Genomic DNA, 24,389 nt, shown 5'->3' on the forward strand with positions numbered 1-24,389 from the left:
TGGTTACATACGGTTCAATAGTGTGTAAGACACAGTGGTTAGCGTACCCGCCAACTGTTGGTGATAGACACCAGACTTCCTGAGCAAACATAAACGCTGCATTACTGAGCTATCGCGGATAGCGAAAAAATCATTCAGTCTGCGTTGGTTGTCAGCCGTCATCTGCCCACCTATTAACCTCATCATGGCAATATTAGTATCATTCCAGGCAGCCTTTCGACCATGGTGTGCTTTCCGAAAATTAGCCATACGCGTCATAAGGCCCATACCGTTACCAATGACGTTGTTATCGTGCTGACGGTATAAAACGGTTGGTTCACGATCAAAGTAAACATGGCCACCACAGGCTGTTACGACGAGGTACAATGCCCAGTCATGAATCACCATCTCGCCATCAGCTGCCTGCCTCAACAATTCGCGCGCCTTATTATTGAACACCATGGTATTACCGCTGGCGATATTCTGCAGTAAAGCATTAGCGAATGAAGGGGGTTTAGCATAATCAGGAGAAAAGCCAATCTTTTCCCCGTCAGTGTTGATAAGTTCTGTCCGACTGCAATAGAGCGCTGGAATCTCTGGATCAACTGCATCAAGCCAGTTTACGGCCCGTTCTAACTTATCATTTATCCAGATATCGTCCTGATCAGAAAAAGCATAATAGGACGCGTTAATATTTTCATTATTAATTAATGAAACAAAATTGCGACAAACGCCCTTCCGTGGACCTTCCAGTAGGTTAACAGGCTGCGGTACAGACAGGGCAAAATCTTTAATAGCACTTAAGCCCTGATCTGTGGACCCATCGTCTGAGGTCCACAAAGACCAGTTGCTGTACGTTTGTCGCTTATATGAATTCAGTTGCTGATTGATGAAACGGGCACCATTATAAGTGCCCAGCAGAATAGCAACAGAAGATGAAGACTTATTAGTCATAAGTTTTCACGGCTTTTTAAAGTAATCTGCGAATTTCATGGTTTGATTGCGTGAACTGGCCCATGAATCGAAATTCTCGATTTGTCCAAAAAGAGGATCATTGCGCCAGTTGTCATTGGTGACCAAATCAATCATCGGTTGGGCTAATTGCAGTGGTGAAAACCGCACGTTGATCTTCTTAGAGAAGGCCAGATAATCTTGTGTAAAAGAGGCCAATCCATGATTAAGACTTGAAATGATCTCATTGTGATTCTTCGCTTTGGCGCGACCAACGTCCGCAACCGCAATTACACGATTTCTGAGTGGATTGTAGCCAATGATGGTTTCATGGGGAGCGGAAAAGAATAACTCGACCGCCATCCGATTTTCATAAATTTTATCAACAATCTGTGGGCTGGCAGACTCGGTATTGACCAACGCTTTCATAACATGTTTGCTTTCACGACGTTTTTTCTCGGGGGTATTTGCCAGGCAAAAGTAGTACCCCACAACTTCAACATCCATGAAGCTCTTAACGATCTGTTCGAAGGCTTCCTGCGTTGTTCCACTCCAACCAACATCGACCATACCAATTTTATCGCCCGGTTTAATACCTAACTCACGCAGGTACATGAACAAACCACGGCGATTTAGCTGACAGACTTTGAGTATCTCTGTACGGTAAGCTGTGAGGAACTTACTCACCAACTCATAATTATCTGGGGCAATAATCGTGCTGGCAGGAATTCCTATTGATTGCATCACCTCATCATTCGGAGGTTCAACACCAATTCTTTCTAATAACTCTCCCGGGGAAAGCCCGTCAGAGCCTGACATGAGAAAAGGGATGTGACTGATAAAATTTTGCTCAGTTATCAGTGCCAGGTTGAAAGCGATTCTTGAACCCATGAAATAGTCAAAAGATGGCAATTTCTCTTTAAAGTATTCCTTCGCAAGCAGTTCAAGCGAATAACCATCACGCGAGACAAAGAGTAACTTAGTGATACCATCGGTAATGCACTGTAATTTTATCCACTTCAAAAAACCCCATGTTGCAGGGGCCTGGAACTTATAGCCCAACTCACTGAAAGTTCCGGCAGGAATAATATCCTCAGAACGGGTGCGATGTAACCCACTCACGATTGAACCAATAAGGGATTGCCCCCTACGCTTATTGGCCAAATGCTCGGGATTATAATGCCAGGTTAGGATACCTTTCTCACCCGGGCGAATAACATCAGCGGTTTGGTTATCACCGATGTGCAATATTTCATCGGGTTTAACAGACAGTTCGCGGATGATGTTCTCAAAGATCTCCCCACTGTCACGTTTGGTCGCATTTTGATCGGCTGAAATATAGAGAGGTACCTGTTTGATATTGTATTTTTCTAAGGCTTCGCTGAAAAAACTGGCATCAAAATACATATCGGAGGTAATGATCACCTTTTTACCCGCAGCGACCATTTCATTGAAGAAACTCATAATAACCGGGTTGGGCTCGACCAGTTCCAGTTCGAGGGAATATTCAGCCTCTTCTAATTCCAGACGAAGATGGCCGACTTCAGGAAAATTGTTATAAATATTTTTGAGATTAATCTCTTTACGCCCTTCCTTAGTCATTTCGCGAAATGCTTCAGTCTGGGCTTTGCGGCGTAGCTTACGGAAATTGGCAAAATTATATTTGATACCTATAATATCAAATGTGTCCTCAGGGTCATCAAAGGGTCTTAAGAAGAGCGTATCAAAAAAATCAAAAGAGATGACCTTCGCATTTTTTGCGAGAAATCTCAGCGTGTAAAGGTCCTGCTCTCCCAGAGACTTGTTTGAAGTTATCATGTTATATATTTCCATTATTTCATGATCTCGAAATTATAACCATTAGGCGAAAGATTGCGATTAAAATAGGGGTCGAATTGATAGAATTCGGGGTGTTTGATATTTAACCGATTCAGTTCACCTTTGAGGCGTAAGGCTTTTTGCTCATCCATGTGATCAACACCACGTGATATTGATTCATGATGAATTAAATTAACGCCCTGGCACATCACATTATAATAGCCTTTTGAACTCAGTGACATGCAGAGATCGACATCGTTGTATGCAATCGGAAATGATTCATCAAAGCCAGAAATTGCCTCGAATTTCTTCCGCTCCACCATCAGGCAGGCACCGGTCACAATCAACCAATTATATTCGATCTGATTACGCAGGAAATAACCGGGATAATCTTTATTCTGATGCAGGAAAGCATGGCTTGGACCATTTTGCAGATTCAATACGCCAGCATGTTGGATACTCTTGCCATCAGGATAGAGTAGCTTCGCACCAACAGCACCAACGTGTTCCAGCTGCGCATAACCGGCCATACGCTCCAGCCAATCTTCATGAAGAATCTCAGTATCGTCATTCAGGAATAGCAGAATGTCGCCAGCCGCATTAGAAACACCAAAGTTATTCAGCTCAGAGAAATTGAACGGAATATCATGTCGTAAAACAGTGATTTTCTCCTGTTCATTCAGTCTGGTTAATAACTCAAGCGTTTTCTCATCAACAGAACCATTATCAACAATGATTATTTCATAATTTTTATAACGTGTTTTTTCTGTCAGTGACTCCACACAGCGAGCCAGAACATTAACATTGTCTCGTGTCGGAATAATAATTGAAACCAACGGGTTGTTAACAGGCTGATAATTTACCCTGAAATAACCGTGATAGCCGGGTAATTCTTCAACTACCCCCTGTAGCTGACGGCGTTCAAGGGCCTGCTCACGTACGGCTTTTGAAGCTGCAAGGACATAAGGCTTCGCAGTAATATCAGAGGCAATAGATGCAGGTATAATGCGCCAGTGATATAACACCTTCGAAATATGACTGATTTTATCGGTCATTTCCGAAACGCGTAATACGAAATCCCAATCCTGGCAACCATCAAACTCAGAACGCAAACCACCCAGTTGCTTCGCCAGAGCCGTCCTTACACAGGAAACATGACATGTATACATCGTACTCATCATGGTTTCTGGCGACCAATCAGGTTTGAAATGTGGCTGAGTATAATTTCTGTCTGGCGTTAATTTATCTTCATCGCTATAGATGAAGTCTGGATCTTCCTCATTAATGCATTTCACCAGCTCAAACAAACAGTCATGAGTCAGTTCATCGTCATGATCAAGGAAAACAATATAATTTCCGGTAGCATTATCTATAGCAACGTTAGTGGCTCCGGCAATACCCTGATTTTCTCTCAAATGAACGACTTTAATTCTTTCGTCAGATTCAGCGGCTTTCTTAAGCACCGGAACAATTTCAGGACGTGGGCTGGCATCGTTAGCCAGAATCAACTCCCAGTTGCCATACCATTGCTCCCTGACCGACGACACCATCAGTTCAAAAAGTTCCAGTGGGGTATTGTAGATTGGAACGATTATCGAGAACTTAGGTTTCAGAGATAATCCAGCAACGATATCATCATAATAGAATGGCTTCTTCGCCGGGATATAGATGTATTCATCTGGCGTTGCTGTCAGGCTATATCCAGATTTGCCGTTGTGGTTGATAAATGCGGGATGTGCGTAGGTAGCAAATGAGCCAGCCGATTGCCCTGCAACAGCATTATATTCAGGATGATGTGTAAATCCACGCGGGTACAGCTTCATCGCAATAGTCAGCGCTTTATGGCGATATTTGAGCGGCAAACGATAGTAGCTTGCGCGCGCCAGACGCCTCGCACTCACCTTCAAGGTGCTAAGCGTTCCATTACGTGCACTATGCTGTTTGAAACGGTTGAACGCTAGACCAACTTTAACCTTCAAAGGCTGTAGCAATCTAAAAGCATACATAAAGACTCGCTTTACCGGCGCACGGAAGCGGACAGGTAAACGGCGTCCAATCACACGTAAAGGAGACGTCAGCCTCCAACTAAATGAATTAAGTATTTGCTGCATATCGGCATGATATTGCCCCAGCAAGCGTTGCTGATGGGTATGTTCTGCAGCATAGGATTGATTAACTCTTTCTAATTCATTTTTAGCATTTTCCAGCTCTGTAATGGTTTCACTGAGCGTGGCGATTTGACGATTTTTGTTATAAATATCCAGTGCTAATTCGCCGGAGTAATCTTCTGATCTAGCCAATACCGCATTAAGTTGGTTAACCGCACTGGCCGCTTCAGCCTGAGCCGCTTCAAGTAAATTGACATTAATTAATTTCTTAGCACGAACGACTAAATTCAATGACTTAAGTGTTTCGTAAATTCGACTTTCATCATCATGCTGCACATGCCCAAGAAATTCAGCTTCCTTATGAAGATAAGTGTCATAAACTGTCTTATCAACGCTAAAGCCCATATCATTTATAATAATATAAGTCAGCTCGGAAATATTGACGGTAGGGCAAAGATCACTATGACTTAATGATGTAATGCGCAACAGCGAATGGAAAATACCACGGAAGGCAATATAGCCAAGCGTTGGCATATTGCTGGTCCACTCAAGATCAAAGAAGTGATATTCACCGGATTTTGGCGAGATGACGTTGAATGGTAATGCATCCTGATAAGAATCAGGCAATGTGATGTCTTTATCAAAAGTGACGGGTAGTTCCGCAATGTTTAGTAGTTGTTTGATCCATTCCTGCGCCCACGCAGAAACCTGAGAGAGTTCCCAATTTGGGCGATTCAATAAATGAGTTAATTCAAACCATAATGAATTACCCTGGTAAAAATCAGTGATACTCGTTGTGTCTTCATCACCTGACACTACTCCAGTAGCATCTTTTTTACGCGTATGTACTCGCAAAGCTCCATCATCATGTCGAATAAATTCGATGGTTTTACTAAATTCAGCTAAGCGAACATCAGAATAATGGATGGCAGCAACATCTTCTAAAAGTGTTTCCTGTTCTTTTTTAGCCGAGATCATTAAAAATGAATTAGCAAGATCCACAGCCAGTTTATTATTCCAGACGTTGCGAGTCCCCTGCTCTGCCGAAAAAACATGCTCAAATGCTAATTGCTGATCTTTATGAATACTTTCAACAGCAAGCTGACAAAGCTCAGGAGAATAGTCACGCCAGCCAACTGGCGTCACAATAGAAGTTGGGAGTTTATAGTCTGGGAGTGGCAGGAATTCCTGGGTATTGATGAATCCTGCTGTACACAGCTTCGCAATTAACTCCTGGCGACCAAAAGTTACCACACTTTTGTCAGTGTACGAATTATTAATACCGAACATCGGCTGGTTTACATGATCTTCATGTGCACCAGAAAAATACTTGATGCCAAGTTTATTCTCAATCGCAACAAAGAGTTTACCTTCATCACTCAGGCGGCTATAACACTCAGCCAGTAACTTATCTTCACCGTTAACGCCAACAAAAACGCGTGAGTACTCAAGCACACCAATCAGTAAAACAAAGTCAAACTCACCCAGGTCAGGCAATTTGTCGGCTGGATTACAAATAATTTCCACATTATCCAGATCCCGACAACGGGCCCTGGCGATGCTTGCACGTCTGAAGCTGCCTTCAACGGATACTACCTGAGCACCCGATTCCCCAAGAAAGCGGCTAATTGCGCCACAGCCACACCCAATTTCAAGCACTCTCTTGCCGTGGAATAAATGACTAAATGGACGTAATAAATTGGCACGACGCGGACTTAAATGATACGTCGATGGCCAATCAATCATCTTTTCCGCAAGTTCATCAGAGGTGACACTTAAATCTAAAGCATTAGACACTACATTTAATATGTAATTTTCTGCTTCGTCGCCGTCATTGTAGCCGAATTCTGCCATTTTCTCTGGAAACCATACACCGCTATCGTCCTTTTGGCGAAATCCAAATTGCTTTAATACTTCGTTGATATCATTTTTCAAAGTTAATTCTCGCATTCAGATCAACTAATCCTGTAAATCTTTTGACAGGTCCTGCTGTAATATGTATAGAATCATAACGACGATCGTGGGGAATGATTTCTCCAGCAGTGTTACTGCTGGCAATACCTACAGAAATGAAATAGTCACCTTCAGACAGTTGATTATGCATTTTTAAAGAAACAATAATCTCACTGTCGGCCACACCTTCATCAAGAACTGGCACCGATTGCCACTCCGAATTGGTATTATAAATCGTTACACCTTCTTTGGTTTTAACTGCAAAGCCAAAAATAGGACGAAAAACGGTATGATTAAATCGAACTTTTAAAGCTAAAATACACTCTTTAGCCGGATCCAGGACGGTTGGGTAAGCTATATCATTCTGTTCAAGATAGAAATCGATAATTTCTGCTGCTTTGTCACCCCAGCGGTACTCGGTAGGGTTATAATTCGCTCGTTCATGGTAATCACCATTCAACAATGCGTTGAATTCACTTTCTTCTGACTTATTATTTATTTCTCTTGTCAGTCGATCGCGCTCGCCTTTAGCAGCTTCTTCTATCTGCTCATCAACTTTTTGTCTCTCATCATTACCGCCGTTTTTCTTACCAAAAAGAATATCGAGGTATTGGTTAACGATATCTTTAGGTTTCCCGACCGCCTGGGCAATGCCGCTATCAAGTAATACCGCACTATCACAATGTGTGACTATCTGCTCAGTAGCATGTGAGACGAATAAAATAGATGTCCCATTTTGTTTTAATTTTTTCAGGCGCGCAAAACATTTAGCCTGGAATTTTGCATCCCCAACTGCAAGGGCTTCATCGACAATAAGGATTTCCGGATCGATCTGGGCCTGTACTGCAAAAGCCAGACGCACCAGCATACCACTCGAATAGGAACGCACCGGAGAATCGATAAAACGTCCAATATCAGCAAAGGAGAGAATATCATCTAATTTATTTTCCGTTTCCTCCCTGGTCAGTCCCAGCAAGGAGGCATTTAGATAAACGTTTTCTCTACCGGTGAAATCACTATTAAAACCCGCACCCAATTCAAGAAGCGCCGCGACTCGCCCATTCACATTGACCGTTCCGCTTGAAGGGCTTAACGTTCCCGCAATAATTTGTAGCAGTGTAGATTTTCCTGAGCCATTGCGCCCTACAATCCCCATAGTTTGCCCTTTTGGCAAAACAAAAGAGATATCACGTAGTGCCCAAAAATCGTCGTGATAAACCCGGGCTTCCTTACCAAAAGCCCTGTCGATACGCGGGAAAATAAATTGTTTCAGCCGGCGTGCTGGGTTTTCATAAACCTGAAAGCATTTACTTACGCCATGAATCTCAATCGCATTTTCTTTAAAGGACATCTGCAAAGCCTTTTCGAGTTTTCTGGAACCAGATAAAACAAATCCACATCAAGAAAATCGCACCAATCGAATAAATTGCCAAACCCTTAAAATCTGGAATCTTGCCCCAAATCAATACATTTCTTGCCTGTTCAATAATGAACGTTAGTGGATTGAGCATAATAACTGCTTGAAATTCTTTTGGTAGTGCACTGACTGGATAAAATATTGGCGAGAGGAACATCAATATCATAGTGATGATAGCAATAGTTTGTCCGACATCTCGAATAAATACGCCAAGTGAAGAAAGGAACCAGGAAAACCCGAGTGCAACGATAATCAATGGGAAAAAAACTAACGGAATAAATACCACTGTCCAGTGAATGAAGCCGTTAAAAATCACGAACGCGATGAGTAACACCAGTAGACTGATTAAAGAGTGAAAAACAACACCGGCCAAACTGGTAATTGAAAGTGTCTCCAGCGGGAAGACTACTTTCTTAACATAGTTCACGTTCCCGATGATTAATGTTGGGGCACGCATTAATGTTTCAGCAAACAATGTATGAACAATCAACCCAACAAAAAGTATAACAGCAAAATCTGTTTTTGATTCTCCAGCAGTACCCGTTCCCCATCGAGCCTTGAATACTACCGAGAAAACGAATGTATAAACTGTCAACATTAATATGGGGTTAATGAAAGACCAAAGCAACCCCATAACAGAACCTCGATATCTGCCTGTTATTTCTCGTTTAGTCATCTGAAATATCAGATTGCGATTCGCGCATACACTTTTCAGTAGTGCGAGCATCGATGAAGATTTTATAGAATGCGGGTCCATTATAAATCCATTACTATCAGTACCAGACGTCTGTTAATCAAAAGGAAGCTTAACTCATTCACTGATGTATTGAAAAAAGCTCAGCAAAGAAAACCTTGCCGGAACTTTTTTCTTATTACTCACAGCAGCTCAGAAAGTAATTTTCCACACTTATCTTTTTCTGAAAGAAGTGGTGATTCCATCGGCCATTCGATCCCGACTTCCGGATCGTTCCACAGTAAGCAACCTTCGCTACTTGGATCATAGTAGTTCGTACATTTATATTCAAAGTCAGCGAAGTCAGAGATCACCACAAAGCCATGCGCCAGGCCCGGTGGAATCCAGAATTGTGTTTTATTCTCTTCAGAGAGATACACACCAACCCACTGCTTAAAGGTAGGTGATTCAGGGCGAATATCAACTGCTACATCAAATACTTCGCCCCTTACCACTCTCACCAGTTTTCCCTGCGGATTTTCACGCTGGAAATGTAATCCGCGCAAAACACCTTTAGAGGAGCGCGAATGGTTATCCTGAACAAAATCACCCTCAATATTCAGAGCTGACAGGTAGCGTTCTTTCTGAAAGGTTTCCAGGAAAAAGCCACGCTCATCGCCAAATACTTTCGGCTCAATAATTTTTACATCCGCAATTTTCGTGTCGATAATCTTCATACTAACTTACCTTCATACAGCGCCATCAGATATTGGCCATATTTGTTCTTCATCATAGGTTCGGCCAGAGATTTCAAACTTTCCCGGTCAATAAAGCCCATGCGATACGCAATCTCTTCCGGGCATGCAACCTTGAGGCCCTGGCGTGTCTCGATGGTTTGAATGAAGTTATTTGCTTCAATCAGGCTTTCATGAGTTCCGGTATCGAGCCAGGCATGGCCGCGTCCCATAATTGAAACAGAAAGCTCACCTTTCTCCAGATAGAGATTGTTGATATCGGTGATTTCCAGCTCGCCACGCGGAGAAGGCTTGAGGTTTTTAGCCATTTCAACCACGCTGTTGTCATAGAAATACAGACCGGTCACAGCAAAATTACTTTTCGGTTCTTTCGGCTTCTCAACCAGTGAAATTGCTTTTCCGGTTTTATCAAATTCAACAACGCCATAACGCTCTGGGTCATGAACGTGATAGGCAAAAACGGTTGCACCCTGCTCTTTATTCGACGCCTCTTCCAGCTGCTTATAAAGATCGTGGCCGTAAAAAATATTGTCGCCAAGAATCAAAGCACAGTTATCATCGCCAACAAACTCCTCACCAAGGATAAAGGCCTGAGCGAGTCCATCCGGACTTTCCTGCACTTTATACTGCAGGTTTAATCCCCACTGGGAACCATCGCCCAGCAGGCTTTCAAAACGGGGGGTATCCTGTGGTGTACTAATGATTAAAATATCCCGAATCCCCGCTAACATCAGGGTGCTTAACGGATAATAGATCATCGGTTTGTCATAGATAGGCAATAACTGCTTACTGACTGCCATGGTCACAGGATAAAGGCGTGTTCCTGATCCACCCGCGAGAATTATTCCTTTTTTACTTTTCACAACGTTTACCCTTCAATTTGTTAATCTGACGTCACAACACTCAGTTATATAATTCATCCAGCATACGAATCACCCCGAACTGCCAATCCGGTAGATTAAGTTCAAATGTGGAAGTGAACTTATCGGTACTGAGGCGGGAGTTCGATGGTCGCTTAGCGGGTGTTGGAAAGGCCGAGGTTTCAACTTTATTCACGGTTGACACTTTCAGCGGCAAACCTTTTTGCCTAACATGTTCAATAACCGTTTCAGCATAGGCATGCCAGGTGGTAACACCTGAGGCAATAAGGTTATAAATTCCAGACTTTTCAGGTTGCGCGACTGTCATACGAATCGCATGAGCCGTGCAGTCTGCAATTAATTCGGCACCTGTTGGCGCTCCGTACTGGTCATCAATTACCGATAATGACTCGCGTTCCTGAGCAAGGCGGATCATGGTTTTCGCGAAGTTATTTCCTTTCGCGGCATAGACCCAACTGGTGCGGAAGATAAGATATTTTTCAGCGGTGCTGATAATCGCGTCTTCACCTTCAAGCTTGGTCAGTCCGTAGGTATTTAGCGGCGCCGTGGCGTCCGTTTCCTTCCACGGTGTGGTACCGCTGCCATCAAAGACATAATCTGTTGAGTAGTGAACCACTAAGGCATTAATTTCTTTCGCCGCTGCTGCCATCGCTTTGATGCTGGTAGCGTTAATTAGCCGGGCTTTATCGACTTCACTCTCAGCTTTATCCACGGCGGTGTAGGCCGTCGCGTTAACAATGACATCGGGTTTAATCTTCAGGATGCTATCGGCAATACCCGCTGGGTTTTCGAAATCACCACAATAGTCTTGAGAGTGGCGATCCAGTACCACCACCTTACCTAATGGTGCGAGCGCGCGCTGTAGCTCCCAACCGACCTGACCATTTCTGCCAAATAACAAAATATTCATTATTTGCGATTCTCATAGTTTTCTTTTAACCAGTTCTGATAAGCACCACTTTTCACATGCTCAACCCATGTCTGGTTATCCAGATACCACTCAACGGTTTTTCTTAATCCGCTTTCAAACGTTTCCTGAGGTGACCATCCCAGCTCTTTCTTGATTTTCTCAGCATCGATGGCATAACGGCGGTCATGTCCCGGGCGATCCTGAACATAAACAATCTGATCAGCGTATGGCGCAGCTTTCGGACGCAGTTCATCCAGCAATTCGCAAACCTTCAGTACCACATCCATGTTTTCTTTTCGTTATGTCCACCGATGTTATAGGTGGTGCCGGTAGCTGCTTTAGTCACCACGGTATACAGCGCACGGGCATGGTCTTCAACATAGAGCCAGTCGCGGATCTGGTCACCTTTACCGTAAATCGGCAACGGCTTCCCTTCCAGCGCATTGCTGATGATCAGCGGGATGAGTTTTTCCGGGAAATGGTAAGGACCATAGTTGTTGGAACAGTTGGTAACAATCACTGGCAGGCCGTAGGTACGTCCCCAGGCGCGAACTAAATGATCGCTGGCCGCTTTCGTTGATGAATAGGGGCTGCTTGGGGCATAAGGGGTAGTTTCAGTGAAAAGCGGTAAGTCGCCGGCCATTTCATCCGGGTGCGGGAGATCACCATAAACTTCATCGGTAGAAATATGATGAAAACGGAACGCGTCTTTCTTTTCGGCAGGTAGCGAAGACCAGTATTGACGGCTCGCCTCCAGCAATGCGTAGGTACCCACAACATTGGTCTGGACAAATTCAGCGGGACCGGTAATTGAACGGTCGACGTGGCTCTCAGCAGCCAGGTGCATTACCGCATCAGGCTTAAATTCATTAAAGACTTCCTGCAACCCAGCACCATCACAAATATCAACTTTTCTAAAGTTATAGCGTGCGCTTTGGCTGACTGCGTCAAGAGATTCGAGATTGCCAGCATAGGTCAATTTATCAACATTGATCACTTCATCATTGGTATTGTTGATAATGTGGCGAACCACTGCTGAACCGATAAACCCTGCACCACCCGTAATTAAGATTTTCATAACGTCTCGTTTATCCCGACTTACTCAGTAAGACTTACACCAAAATGAAATGGAAAATGCCTGTCAAACAGGCACGCTACCGCCCCTGGGTTACAGCTCCCACATAGCTGAGACGGGATCAAATTGTAGAAGCGGCATATCAAACTTATTTGCAGCTATCTTTCTGAATAATCACTCGTTTATCAAGGTAATTAATAAAGGAGGATTATCTTTAAACAATCATTAATTCTATCACTCACTAAGATCAATGACGAATAAATTGCATTTCTCATCGGGGAGTTAGTGCAAATATTGACCGCTGCATGACGCGGAAGATGGTTACTGAGTCACAGAATCAACTCAATCAGATTTTGATGAAACAGGCGTAAGCCTGATTAGATGTGCGGGGGAGAAGATATTGGCGGGTTTAAAACCCGCCGGGGAAGGAGATTACTTAAACCCGTTCGGGTTTTTTGACTGCCAGTTCCAGGTGTCACGCATCATCTCATCGATGCCGCGCGTCACACGCCAGTCCAGTTCGGTGTTCGCCAGCGATGCATCGGCCCAGAACGCAGGCAGATCGCCATCACGACGCGGTTTGAATTCAAACGGGATCTGTTTTCCGGAAGCCTTCTCGAAGGCTTTAATCATTTCCAGCACCGAGAAGCCTTTGCCACCGCCCAGGTTGTAGGCTTTATAACCGGTGACCTTCGGCAGATGGTCCAGCGCTTTGAGATGACCTTCAGCAAGGTCGACCACGTGGATGTAATCACGCTGACAGGTGCCGTCTGGCGTATCGTAGTCATCGCCAAACACACCCAGTTTGTCCAGACGGCCAATCGCCACCTGAGCAATATACGGCAGCAAATTATTGGGGATACCAGCAGGATCTTCACCGATTTCACCCGACTCATGCGCGCCCACCGGGTTGAAGTAACGCAAAGCAATCGCATTGAAGTTGCTATCCGCTTTGGCGAAGTCACGCATCACCAGCTCAATCATCAGCTTGGAGGTGCCATACGGACTGGTGGTCCCGCCAATCGGCGTGGTTTCCACATAAGGAACCGGGGCATCAGCGCCATATACGGTGGCAGAGGAACTAAAGATAAAGTTCCACACACCCGCACTGCGCATCTCTTCCAGCAACACCACCGTTCCGGAGACGTTGTTGTCGTAGTATTCGAGCGGCATACGTGTAGATTCGCCTACCGCTTTCAACGCCGCAAAGTGGATAACCGCTGAAATATCATTAGCGGCGAACAGATCGCGCAGGCAAGCGCGGTCACGGACATCGCCTTCAACAAATACCGCTTTTTTACCCGCCAGCTTTTCAACGCGATCGACAGCTTCGCGCGACGCATTACACAGGTTATCCAGCACCACAACGTCGTCACCGCGCTGTAGCAGCGCCAGCACCGTGTGAGAGCCGATGTACCCTGCTCCACCCGTTACCAAAATAGCCATGTTGACTCCTTTGAGCCGCGCAATGGCGCGGCAAACGATGAGAAAAGCTTATTTTGCCAGGATTTTCTGAATGGCGGCGCGGAAATCACGGCCCTGGCTGTTATTACGCAAACCGTAGGAGACGAATGCCTGCATATAACCCAGTTTACGGCCACAGTCGAAGCTGGTACCCGTCAGCAGGGTGGCATCAACCGGCTTTTTCTTGCCCAGCGCAGCGATAGCATCGGTCAGCTGGATACGACCCCAGGCACCCGGCTCAGTACGCTCCAGTTCCGCCCAGATATCAGCAGAAAGGACATAACGCCCTACCGCAGCCAGATCCGAATCCAGTGTGTTGACCTCTTCCGGCTTCTCAACAAAGTTGGTGATCGTGCCGACGTCGCCAGGGTTATCCAGCGGTTGCTCAGTAGTGATCACCGAGTATTCAGAGAGGTCAGCTCCCGGCATATGTTTAGCCAGTACCTGGCTGCGTCCGGTTTCCTCAAAGCGCGCCACCATGGCCGCGAGGTTATAACGCAGGTGATCGGCAGTCGAGTCATCCAGCAGCACATCCGGCAATACCACCACGAATGGATTATCGCCAATCATCGGACGCGCGCACAATACTGAGTGGCCGAGGCCCAGCGGATTGGCCTGACGGACGTTCATGATCGTCACGCCCGGAGGGCAAATTGATTGCACTTCGCTCAGCAGCTGACGTTTCACACGAGCTTCCAGCAGGGCTTCCAGCTCGTAAGTGGTATCGAAGTGGTTTTCCACCGCATTTTTGGAAGCATGGGTGACCAGCACAATCTCCTTGATGCCTGCAGCCACGCACTCATCAACGATATATTGGATCATCGGTTTGTCGACGACAGGCAGCATTTCTTTTGGAATTGCTTTTGTCGCAGGGAGCATATGCATACCGAGACCCGCAACCGGGATTACAGCTTTAAGCTTGGTCATATTTATTCCATTTCATGAAGTGAATACGTGGGGTCGATTATGCAGGATCGGCCGGAACAGCAAGTATAATCTTTATCTGAAAAACCGGCACTAACTCTCTGTCACAACATAAAAAATCGCTTTTTTCGACCCCAACCGTTACGCCAGTTGGCGGGTAATTCGAATCGCTAACCTACTGTAAAACAGCGAGGGAGATGGGAGAAAGCCAGAATTGATGAGACCAGTCATTTTCAGACTGATCGTGTCGTCGCGGCGTGCTTTTTTACGCCGCGACCTGAGGTTGTCTGAGGTTACAACCAACCCGCAAACCATTCTGGCATCACAAACAGGTTAAAGTGGTTTATCAGCAACATCAGGCCGACAAACACCACCGAGACCGAAACCCACTGGCGCGCATAAGGCATAAAACGAATGCCAATAACGGGTTTGATGAAGAAGGGATGGGCAAAAGCGGAGATCAACACCTGTGAAATCGACAGTGTCAGCGCCACGTAGATGACGTTAGGCCAGATCAGCGTGGTCGCCAGCACCGCCAGCACCACCAGACTGGCGACGACATTCCAGTAGAACTCAACGTTGGTACGCCCGTTCGCCTGGGAAATCGCCCCGGTCAGCCCGCCCATCGGGCGCAGCATGCCAAATAACAGCATCAGCGGGATCAGATGGTAGACCTGCTCGTGTGATGCACCATACAGCAGACGCACGATCACCGGCGACAGAATACCAATCGCCAGATACATGGTGCTGCTGAACAGCATGATGACGAGGGTGCCTTTCAGGAACAGTTTTTTCAGCTGTTCCGGATCGTGCTGTTTCTCAGCGAAACGCGGCAACGCCAGGCGGTTGATCACCGGCGAAACCAGCTTCAGCGGTTGCAGGATCAGCTCTTTTGCCAGTGAGTAGATCCCCAGCATATCGGCACCCATCACTTTCCCGACGATCAGGGCATCCGCCTGAGTACGCAGTTGGTTAATGGTTTGCGATCCCAGCTGGTAGATACCGTAACGCACGGCGGCGATGAACGTAGCCCGATCGAATTCCCAGGTGGGACGCCAGGATTTCTCGCCAAAGTAAATCATGCACAGAATGCGCGTGAAGGCATTGATAAACAGACCAAGGATGGCCGCCGCGACAGTCAGCGATGTGAAGAACAACATCGCCACGGTGCAGAGGAACGCAAACAGCTTGGTTGCCATCTCAATCTTCGCCAGCAGCACCATGCGTTTGGTTTTGACAAAATGCGCCTGATACTGCGAAAGATGCCCGAGAACCAGGAAGTTGAGGCTGGTGAGCATAATCAACCCGGTCAACTCCGGCAGGTGATAAAACCAGGCTACCGGCCAGGCAATCATCAACATAATTAACCCGGTACAGAAGCTGAGCGAGACGTTCACCCAATAAATGGTGCTCTGCTCACGACGAGTGATATTCTGCCGATGCACAATGTAGCTGCTCATCCCCATGTCCTGGAGCACCCCGGCCACCGCCAGAATGGCATTGATAATCGCCAGCAACCCCAGTTCATGCGCTTCCAGCCGACGTGCCAGTACGCTGAGCTGTAATACCTGCAGCACTGCGGCAAAGCAGGTGCTGCCAAATAGCCAAATGGCCTGTGACTTTAATCCGCTCACACCATGCGCTCCAGAATTTTTGCCAGCTCGCCATAGGCAATATGCTGATTGAACTCGGTTTCTACCTTGTGACGAGCGGCAGCAACCACCGGCGCAACATCGACATCTCCGCGCGACAGGCGCAACAACATTTGCGCCAGTTCCTCTGGATCGTTTTCCGAAACCAGCCAGCCGCTAACGTTGTTCTGAATCAGCTCGGGAATGCCGCTGTGGAAGGTAGAAACCACCGGCAGCCCCACGGCCATTGCTTCCATCAGCGCCACCGGAATCCCTTCCATATCACCATCTGCCGCGGTTTTAGAGGGCAGCAGGAAGATATCTGCTTCGCTCAGCGCCTGGCGGATCTCCTCCTGGGGCTTAAAGCCCGGCATACTGACACAATCTTCCAGACCGGCTCGCGCAATGTGCTCACGCATCATGCCGTCCTGCTCACCGTTACCAATGATGGTGAACTGGAACTCCCCGCCCTCATTGCGCAAAATTTCACTGGCTTTCACCGCCACATCCAGACCTTTCTTTTCGGTGAGACGTGCCACTGAAACAATACGCAGCGGGGTATGGAAAGCTTCACGCGGCTTGAAATTAAACTTCTCCGGCTCGATGCCCATACGCGTAACATGTATCTTCTCCGCCGGACATCCCATCTCAATCAACTTACTTTCCCACAGATGGCTGATGGGCAGCATCAGCTCGCTCTGGCGGAACAGATTGAGGTAATCAAGCTTATGTTCTTCCAGAATATGACGACGTGAGATATCGGCCCCGTGGAACACCGTGGCCTGTTTGCCCCGAAGTACACCAAGCTCGCGCAGCTTATTAGCCAGCGCACCTGCGTAGCCAAAGTGCACCAGGAATACGTCAGCAGTGAAGGTTTGTCTGGCATTAGCGACGATCGCGGGCAGCAGCAGTTTGCTGGATTGTGCGCCATAACGGCGCACATTGAGGGATTTAAGCAATGAAGGTTTGGCGATTTTCGGCAGCATCAGCCCGATACGCTGGGCGAGTTTATCGAGGTTCGATACCTTCTCTTCCGGCAGCAGGTAATGGGTTTTCGCCGCCAGATTATAGTCATCGAACGCGGCATGACGGTTGATCATGTCGCCCGGAAATACGGAGATCACCTCAACGTCATAACCGGCATCAATGAAATGCGTTACCTGATTGAGAACAAAGGTCTCAGAGGCAACCGGGAAACGCATGGTGAAAAAGGTCAGCTTCATCACTTCACCCTAAGACGTTGAGAATTTCTTCAGTGATTCGATTGCCAATCTCACGTTCCTGCGCCACCGCGGCATCAACTCGCTGCTTCACATTGTCGTAGTCAGTCAGCACGGTCTGCACTTTGTCGATGAGCGAGCCGTCCATCAGACTTTTCACATCAGTGGCCATTTGCGGCAGACCAAGCTGGTTCATCACACCCAGTGACTTGTGTTCATAGTTGATGGCAACGGCAGGTGTGCCGAAATTCATGGAAATAATGGCGGAATGCAGACGGGTGCCGATTGTCAGATGGCAGTGACTTAACAGAATGCCGAGTTCGAGGTCGTTGAACTCGTCCATGATCACATGGTAATGCTCCGGATGATCAACGCTGTCACGTAATGTCAGTGCCACCATGCGATCATCTTTGGCATAACTATCGATACCGGTGCAGGTTGAGAAGGCGACAACCTGATAGCCGTCGGCGATCATCGCATTGATCACCCGCCCAAACGCGGCTTCGTACTCTTTTTGCGTTACGCCGAGACGTTTATCGAATGGGGCCAGCTCACGCACGGTAATGGCGATGGTTTTACGTGAGCTGATAATCTCTTTCCAGTGCAACAGGTTATGGCTGGGTTTTTCCACCGCACGCGCCTGCACCAGGAAGGCGGTATCCACGCCCTTCTTCACTTTACTGGTCGTCACGCCATCCTGCTTCATGCGCTCATAACTGACCTCTTCACGCAGCACCAGACTATCGACGCGGTCGAATACAAAGTTCGCCAGCGCGTTAACACGCGGATTCTCGAAAGGTCCGACAGAATGCCCAATCATATACAGCGGCTTTTTCGCCATTAACGCGCATAAAGCATGGTCAAACTGGGTCACGCCATACAGATCGACGAAGAATGAGCCACCCACCTGGATGATGGCATCATAGGCTGCGAGACTTTTGGTGAAGGCAGCCAAATGCGGTGGCACGGAGAATGATTTGTACACCCCCCCCTTACCCAGATGCGCCATCATAATTTCCGGCATCAGGCGGTTTGCCACCTTACGCTTTACACTTCCCACTAACCCTTTGGCCGATTTGCTATTGTGCAGGAACAGGGAATCCTGCTGGATTTCCTGTTGCAGTAAATACCCAGAGCTGGTTGGATAACGACTGATAACATCGATATCCAGATCACCACGTGCGGACTGAAGTGAATCAATCAGCCCGCGTAAAATCGCGCCATCCCCACGATTTCCACAGGTATGGTTACCCACCAATAAAATCTTCATAAAAACTCCAGATAAATTTTTGTAATTCTACAAGCCGCCATTTTCCTGGACTGGCAAAAAAAGAACTCTGTGTAATAAGGACTGCAAAACAGGCGAAACACCCGAAAATGAGCTGCTCCTTTTAATCCGGCCACACTCCTGTTCGCAGCCGGTATGCTGATGAATGTATTACGATTTCAGGGCGAAATACGGCAAAGCACAGGGCTCACCATTAATCACCACCGAGATAAAACCTTTGGGTTCGCGGGTATCGACCTGTTCCGGCTTCAGCATGCGTGATGCCATCAGCAGATCGCCCTGCTCATTACCGCCAATGCCTGCTTTTCCGTTGTGCAGACTGAAACGCTGCGGTGCCTGCTGGCTACCGCTGGCAGGCGTTCCCTGCGTCATGGTGGCATCAACGCGCGCACAGCGACCGGCGAGGAAGCGGTCCTTCGCGGTACTTTTGATCAGCACCACCGTGGCGGGTGTCCAGCCGGCCAGTTTGACGAACACTTTGGTGTCCGTGTCAGTACGCGGTTCATAGCGCACATCCACCAGCGGTGAACTGCCTTCTGCAGACCAGCTGGCTTCCGCCTTGCTTTTCTTGCGCTGCAAGTGGATAACCGCCCGGCCACCGGTGCCTTTACCGTCGATCGGGTTCATCAGCGGTTGGTTGTCCGTCCCATTACTGAATTGCGACTGACCAAACACCTCGATTTCCCAGCTATCACCCACAGCAGGTGAATAGAAATTCCCCAGTTCAAACCAGGTTTCCTGATTGGTGTTGTTCGACAGGCGAAACCGTGAAGTGATGTAGTTGTAATTCAGGCTGCCGTCGATGGCGACGCCATAGGATTCAACGCGCGTCGAACCCATCTCCCAGATATTCAACCAGCGCTCGCCCTCCAGCGAGTTATCAATCCAGCTACCGGCCTGCAAATTGGTCTGACGCATATTCAGCCGTGAGTTACGGGCGATCAGCGGGTTCTTACAATCTTCCAGGCTCAGTGCATCAATGATCCATTGGCCATTGGAGATATCCCCGGGATGTTCGGTGTGCTCAATCCAGCCGTTATGAATAATCGACTGGCTGCAACGTGGCAGATTCAGCACCATCCCGCCTTTACAGTGCTGGGCATTGAAGTTGGAAAGCTCAATGGCGGTGCTGTGATCCCAGTTACCCGCTTTCTGCCCGGACCAGTTGGCTTTAATCACATCGCCTGTACAACCGTTGGCGTACCACTGGTCGATTTTGCAGTCCAGCGTATCCAGCAAACTCAACGAGACGCCGCCCACCTGGTTAAAGCGCAGACAAGCGCCACGGAAGAACTGGCCACCCGGGCAAGTGTTACGGAATAACCCCTGCTTATTCGGACGTTTGTCAGTGTTACCGTTAAAAATCAGGTTAGAGATTTCGGTCCAGCGCGCCTTTACCTGAAACAGGAATTCGGAGCGACCGTCCGAAACCAGCGTGGTGGCCGGGAAGTAGCCAAAATTCACCATCGCGCCAGAGATACGGAAGAAGCGCTGTTGCTGATCACCGAAATCACAACCGGAAACGAAGAAGGTGCCCGCCGGGAACTGCACACAAATCGGCTGATTGGCATCCTGCGACCATTGATACATCGCTTTGATGGCAGGGGCCGCATCGGTTTTACCGTCGGCAATCGCACCGAAATCGAACAGCGTCAGACGGTTGAAATCTTCCACCACGCGACGCCAGGTAAAGCCGTTGCCGCTGAACATCACGCCGTTATCGTCTTTACCATCACCAAAGGCACCGACAAACTCGCCACCGCCCACTTCCAGCCCTTCATGCCAGCTTTTCAGCTTGATTTTGGCACCGGCAAACAGCGGACGGGTTTTACGCAATTCCTCTACCGAGGGGATTTCCCCAATCAGCTGGTAACCATTGGGTTGCGCCAGACGCTGACTGAAGTTGCTTTGGTTGGGGCGGCTCACGTCATCAATGGAAAATAACGTGTTGCCGCTGTTGTCTTCAACGGCCATCGAGTGGGCAGGATCAGCGATTAACGCCGCATTATCATGGATAAATTGCGCAAAATTACCCTTATTCAACGCAATCGGCTGGCTGATTTGCGATATTTTTCCGCTGGCATCACGCAGATAAACCGGGATTTGGTTACCCGCTTTGCTGGCATCGCTACCGGCCTTACCAATCCACAATTTGCCCTCAAAGTTCTGCCAGAATTGCGGCGGCATGGTGTAAACATTTTCCGGCGTGAGAATCGGGACATCTCCCTGCGGCACGCTGGAGGGGTCGACCGCCTTCAATGCTGGCTGGCCATTTTTTGCGGCATAGCTGGAAAATGCACTCACCGAGAGCGCAGCAACAATGGAGGAGGCTGCGGTTTGTAAGACTTCTCTTCTTTTCATGCATCAAATCCCGTGGTCATGGGGCCGCCAGGCGGCCATAAGTGTGTCCCCGAGGTAGCCGTAGGCGTAATCCGGCGCTAAATCAGCGCCAGCCAGCTTTGTTTGATCTCTTTGCCGTCAAACTTCAGCGCCGTTTCTTTGGTTTTCTCGCTCATGCGGTAGAACAACGCATCGTCACTGGCGAGTTGCTCCATACGTGCCAGGAAAGTGGTTTTGTCATTCATGGGAACCAGGAAGCCATCTTCGCCATGATTGATAATTTCCTGCGGTCCGGTTGGACAGTCATACGCCACCACCGGCAGCGACCAGGATTTGGCTTCCAGCAGCACCAGCGGTAATCCTTCATAACGAGATGTCATCAGCGCCATGTCGCTGCCACGGTAGTAGTCATTGATATTGCTGACTCTGCCAACAAAATTGACGCTGTCTGTGATACCCAGCTGTGCAGCCTGATCGTGCAACTGCTGGCGTACCTCACCGTCTCCGGCGATCACCAGTGTCCAGTCAGGGTGGGTTTTGCTGAAGTCAGCCCAGATATCCAGCAGCAGGTCGAAACCTTTCTGATGTTCGAGGCGGCCAATGGCCAACGCCTGATGGCTGCGCGTGCGACGCGCAAAGGATTTGTACACCACCGGATTGGGAATCTGCTGGCTGGGAATATTCCAGCGGCTGAAGACCTGATGGTCTTTATCGGTCAGCACGATCACCTGGTCATAGAAGCGCAGCAGCAACCATTTCAGCAATTTGATCGGTTTACTAAAGGAGTTAATCGCGATGTGCTCGCAGGCATAGGCTTTGAAGCGTTTTTTCTTCATGGACATCAGATTCCAGAAGGCAAACATCACGCTCAGACGCCCCATGCTGATCAGGAAAACACTGTCGAACCCTTCCTGCTGGATGCGGGCCACCGCGCTTTTAATCGGATTACTGTGTCCGGCAAAGCTGACAATCTCTTTGGCATGGGTAAAGGGGTAGAACGGCTTTCCGCTACCTTCCAGCGAATAAACGGTCACCTCATGCTGTTCGCCGAGACACTCCGACATAAAGTTGCAGATGTTTTCCGTACCCGCGTACGAATAAGCATCCTTAATCACCAGTACAATCTTTTTCATGAAACGCTTTCCACCTCAAAAAACACGCAAAGGGTGCCGGATATCAACGATGCTTCAGGGTGAAAAGCACACCGTTCACCATATACCAACCGTAATAGTAATAGATTTTTAAGGGATTGTTTTTATAGATAATTCTTAATAATTCGAGATGCCATTTCGCCGCTTTATTTTTGTTACGAGACAGCGAATCACCCAGCTCGTAATAGTTCACCAGCGTCTTCTGAATCACCCGGGCTTGCCGGTAACGGAGAAACAGCTCGTAGAGGAACAGGAAATCTTCATGGCCTTTACGCTGAAAGAAGATGCCCTGCGGAGGACGGCGAAAACAAACCGAAGAGAAGCAGACGCGATACTGCTTCTTCACGAAGTTTTGCTGTTGCAGATAGGGTTTGCTGTAGATGATATCGTGGTCAGCGCTTTTGGTTTTGTAGTGGTAATGGGTAATCACAAAATCGTCACCGGCAGCAATAGCGGCAGCCTGTTCAGCCAGCTTTTCCGCATGCCATTCATCATCGCTATCAAGAAAAGCGATGATCTCTTGCTGTGCAGCACGCAGCCCGACATTACGGGTCTCTGCCGCACCCTGGTTCATCTCATTATTGAGAATAGTGATACGCGCGTCCTGGCAATGTTCACGGACCAAAGCCAACGAATCGTCGGTCGATTTATCGTTGATCAGATAGAGATGCCAGTCGCTATAGCTCTGATCGAGAATCGACTGCACCGCACGCAATACCGTCTGGCGCGCGTTATACATCGGCATCACGATGCCGATGGTGCCTACATGATTTTTCATCTGAATACCCGTAAGAGGAGATGACAGGAAGTAAAAAAAATTGCCCCGGTCTGGGAGCAAGTGAAATCAAAAGAACCACCCAATCAGGAAACAGCCCTGCTGCCAAAGAAACGGGATTTCACCTTGTTCATCAGACGGCTCATGAAGTAAGCCTGGTTATCTTTGTTAGTCAGGAAGAAGTAACGCGCGAAGCTGACGCTCGCCAGCAGCGAGTTGCCATCCATTTTGTAGCGCAGCGGCAATTTGAACGCTTTGTAGGTGTGGATATCGCGCGCAGTCAGATAGGGTTTCATGGTATCGAGCCAGAAGAAGGAGTATTTCACCGACTCCCCTTTATGCTTCGATCCAAATTTGGTCACCAGATGGTAGGTCGCCAGCGGTTTATCAATCATGACGAATTGATAGCCCATGCGATCGGCGCGTATGCAGAAGTCATAGTCCTGATGGCGGATATAGCGCGTATCGAATTTGATTTGTTCGGCATCAGCGCGCTTCAGCACGATGGTACTGGTCTGGATGAAGCCATAACAACCAAACAGATATTCAGCCACGGTTTCGTTGTTACCCGGTGGCTGCATCGGCATCACTTTCAGGAAGCTACCGTCCTGGTGAATATTCACCTGACTAAAGATGACATAACGCGACTTGCCCTGTGCCTCAAGATTGGCGATGGTACGCGAGACTTCCAGCAACTTGTCCGGGTGCCATTCATCGTCGGCATCAAGAAAGCTGATGAAATCACCGCTGGCGAGTTCAATCCCTTTATTGCGCGCCCCTGCCCCGTTGAGTTTGACCTCAGAGAGCTCCAGCCTGATGTCCAGGTCCTGATAGCGATCGCTACGCACCACCTGCGCCAGTTCAGCCGCATCGGCTGATTTGTCATCCACAATGATGACTTCAAAATTGCGATAACTCTGCGCATTGACGCAATCCAGCGTCGTCACAATCGACTTCGACGCGTTATAAGCGGGAATTACAATTGAGAAGTGGATATCCTGCATTGCCAGCACCTCTTAAACAGCTGTTCCAGATTCAACGGTATACTCCGCCGCCTGATGATGGGAATCGGCTTT

At 47.8% G+C, this 24,389-nt stretch carries 17 protein-coding genes and 1 pseudogene; all 18 read right to left on the reverse strand.

From position 1 onward, the window contains the following. Positions 1-3: 3 nt before the first annotated feature. Entirely contained in the window at positions 4-933 is a 930-nt protein-coding gene (locus tag HA50_RS12750) for a glycosyltransferase family 2 protein (protein WP_084875985.1), read from the reverse strand. Positions 934-939: 6 nt separating this feature from the next. Further along, entirely contained in the window at positions 940-2,748 is a 1,809-nt protein-coding gene (locus HA50_RS12755) for an HAD family hydrolase (RefSeq protein ID WP_139810930.1), read from the reverse strand. 14 nt (positions 2,749-2,762) lie between these two features. Continuing rightward, positions 2,763-6,806 (reverse strand): glycosyltransferase, encoded by a 4,044-nt coding sequence (locus tag HA50_RS12760; protein ID WP_084875987.1) that lies wholly within the window; start codon positions 6,804-6,806, stop codon positions 2,763-2,765. Beyond that, entirely contained in the window at positions 6,781-8,160 is a 1,380-nt protein-coding gene (locus HA50_RS12765; protein ID WP_084875988.1) for an ABC transporter ATP-binding protein, read from the reverse strand. Before HA50_RS12765 ends, HA50_RS12760 begins: the two co-directional genes overlap by 26 nt. After that, complete coding sequence (locus HA50_RS12770; protein ID WP_415860459.1) at positions 8,150-8,986, reverse strand: ABC transporter permease; 837 nt, start codon at positions 8,984-8,986, stop codon at positions 8,150-8,152. Before HA50_RS12770 ends, HA50_RS12765 begins: the two co-directional genes overlap by 11 nt. A gap of 116 nt (positions 8,987-9,102) precedes the next feature. Further along, the gene (gene rfbC / locus HA50_RS12775) at positions 9,103-9,636 is read right to left on the reverse strand and encodes a dTDP-4-dehydrorhamnose 3,5-epimerase (RefSeq protein ID WP_084875990.1); all 534 of its coding nucleotides are present in this window, start codon (positions 9,634-9,636) and stop codon (positions 9,103-9,105) included. Then, the gene (gene rfbA / locus HA50_RS12780; protein ID WP_084875991.1) at positions 9,633-10,517 is read right to left on the reverse strand and encodes a glucose-1-phosphate thymidylyltransferase RfbA; all 885 of its coding nucleotides are present in this window, start codon (positions 10,515-10,517) and stop codon (positions 9,633-9,635) included. The genes rfbC and rfbA overlap by 4 nt, the downstream gene beginning before the upstream one ends. A gap of 40 nt (positions 10,518-10,557) precedes the next feature. Beyond that, on the reverse strand, positions 10,558-11,445 hold the full coding sequence (gene rfbD, locus HA50_RS12785) for a dTDP-4-dehydrorhamnose reductase (protein WP_084875992.1): 888 nt from the start codon (positions 11,443-11,445) through the stop codon (positions 10,558-10,560). Continuing rightward, a pseudogene (rfbB, locus tag HA50_RS12790) lies at positions 11,445-12,523 on the reverse strand (dTDP-glucose 4,6-dehydratase). The gene rfbD and the pseudogene rfbB overlap by 1 nt, the downstream one beginning before the upstream one ends. A gap of 429 nt (positions 12,524-12,952) precedes the next feature. After that, on the reverse strand, positions 12,953-13,966 hold the full coding sequence (galE, locus tag HA50_RS12795; protein ID WP_084875993.1) for a UDP-glucose 4-epimerase GalE: 1,014 nt from the start codon (positions 13,964-13,966) through the stop codon (positions 12,953-12,955). 48 nt (positions 13,967-14,014) lie between these two features. Then, complete coding sequence (gene galF, locus HA50_RS12800) at positions 14,015-14,911, reverse strand: UTP--glucose-1-phosphate uridylyltransferase GalF (protein ID WP_084875994.1); 897 nt, start codon at positions 14,909-14,911, stop codon at positions 14,015-14,017. A 290-nt stretch (positions 14,912-15,201) separates the two neighbouring features. Further along, positions 15,202-16,542 carry an MOP flippase family protein gene (locus HA50_RS12805; protein WP_084875995.1) on the reverse strand — a complete coding sequence of 447 codons (1,341 nt, stop codon included), beginning with the start codon at positions 16,540-16,542 and terminating at the stop codon, positions 15,202-15,204. Beyond that, entirely contained in the window at positions 16,539-17,762 is a 1,224-nt protein-coding gene (locus HA50_RS12810; protein ID WP_084875996.1) for a glycosyltransferase, read from the reverse strand. The genes HA50_RS12805 and HA50_RS12810 overlap by 4 nt, the downstream gene beginning before the upstream one ends. A 4-nt stretch (positions 17,763-17,766) precedes the next feature. Beyond that, positions 17,767-19,029, reverse strand: coding sequence for a colanic acid biosynthesis pyruvyl transferase WcaK (wcaK, locus tag HA50_RS12815; protein WP_084875997.1), 1,263 nt, complete (start codon positions 19,027-19,029; stop codon positions 17,767-17,769). 168 nt (positions 19,030-19,197) lie between these two features. Beyond that, positions 19,198-21,408: a phage tailspike protein gene (locus tag HA50_RS12820; protein ID WP_084875998.1), complete on the reverse strand. Its 2,211-nt coding sequence runs from the start codon at positions 21,406-21,408 to the stop codon at positions 19,198-19,200. A gap of 77 nt (positions 21,409-21,485) precedes the next feature. Continuing rightward, entirely contained in the window at positions 21,486-22,520 is a 1,035-nt protein-coding gene (locus HA50_RS12825) for a glycosyltransferase family 4 protein (protein WP_084875999.1), read from the reverse strand. Between the two features lie 43 nt (positions 22,521-22,563). Next, the gene (locus tag HA50_RS12830; RefSeq protein WP_084876000.1) at positions 22,564-23,316 is read right to left on the reverse strand and encodes a glycosyltransferase family 2 protein; all 753 of its coding nucleotides are present in this window, start codon (positions 23,314-23,316) and stop codon (positions 22,564-22,566) included. Positions 23,317-23,399: 83 nt separating this feature from the next. Next, positions 23,400-24,317 carry a glycosyltransferase family 2 protein gene (locus HA50_RS12835; protein WP_084876001.1) on the reverse strand — a complete coding sequence of 306 codons (918 nt, stop codon included), beginning with the start codon at positions 24,315-24,317 and terminating at the stop codon, positions 23,400-23,402. Between the last annotated feature and the right edge of the window lie 72 nt (positions 24,318-24,389).

Origin of the sequence: Pantoea cypripedii (assembly GCF_002095535.1) — a bacterium.
Lineage (GTDB): Bacteria > Pseudomonadota > Gammaproteobacteria > Enterobacterales > Enterobacteriaceae > Pantoea > Pantoea cypripedii.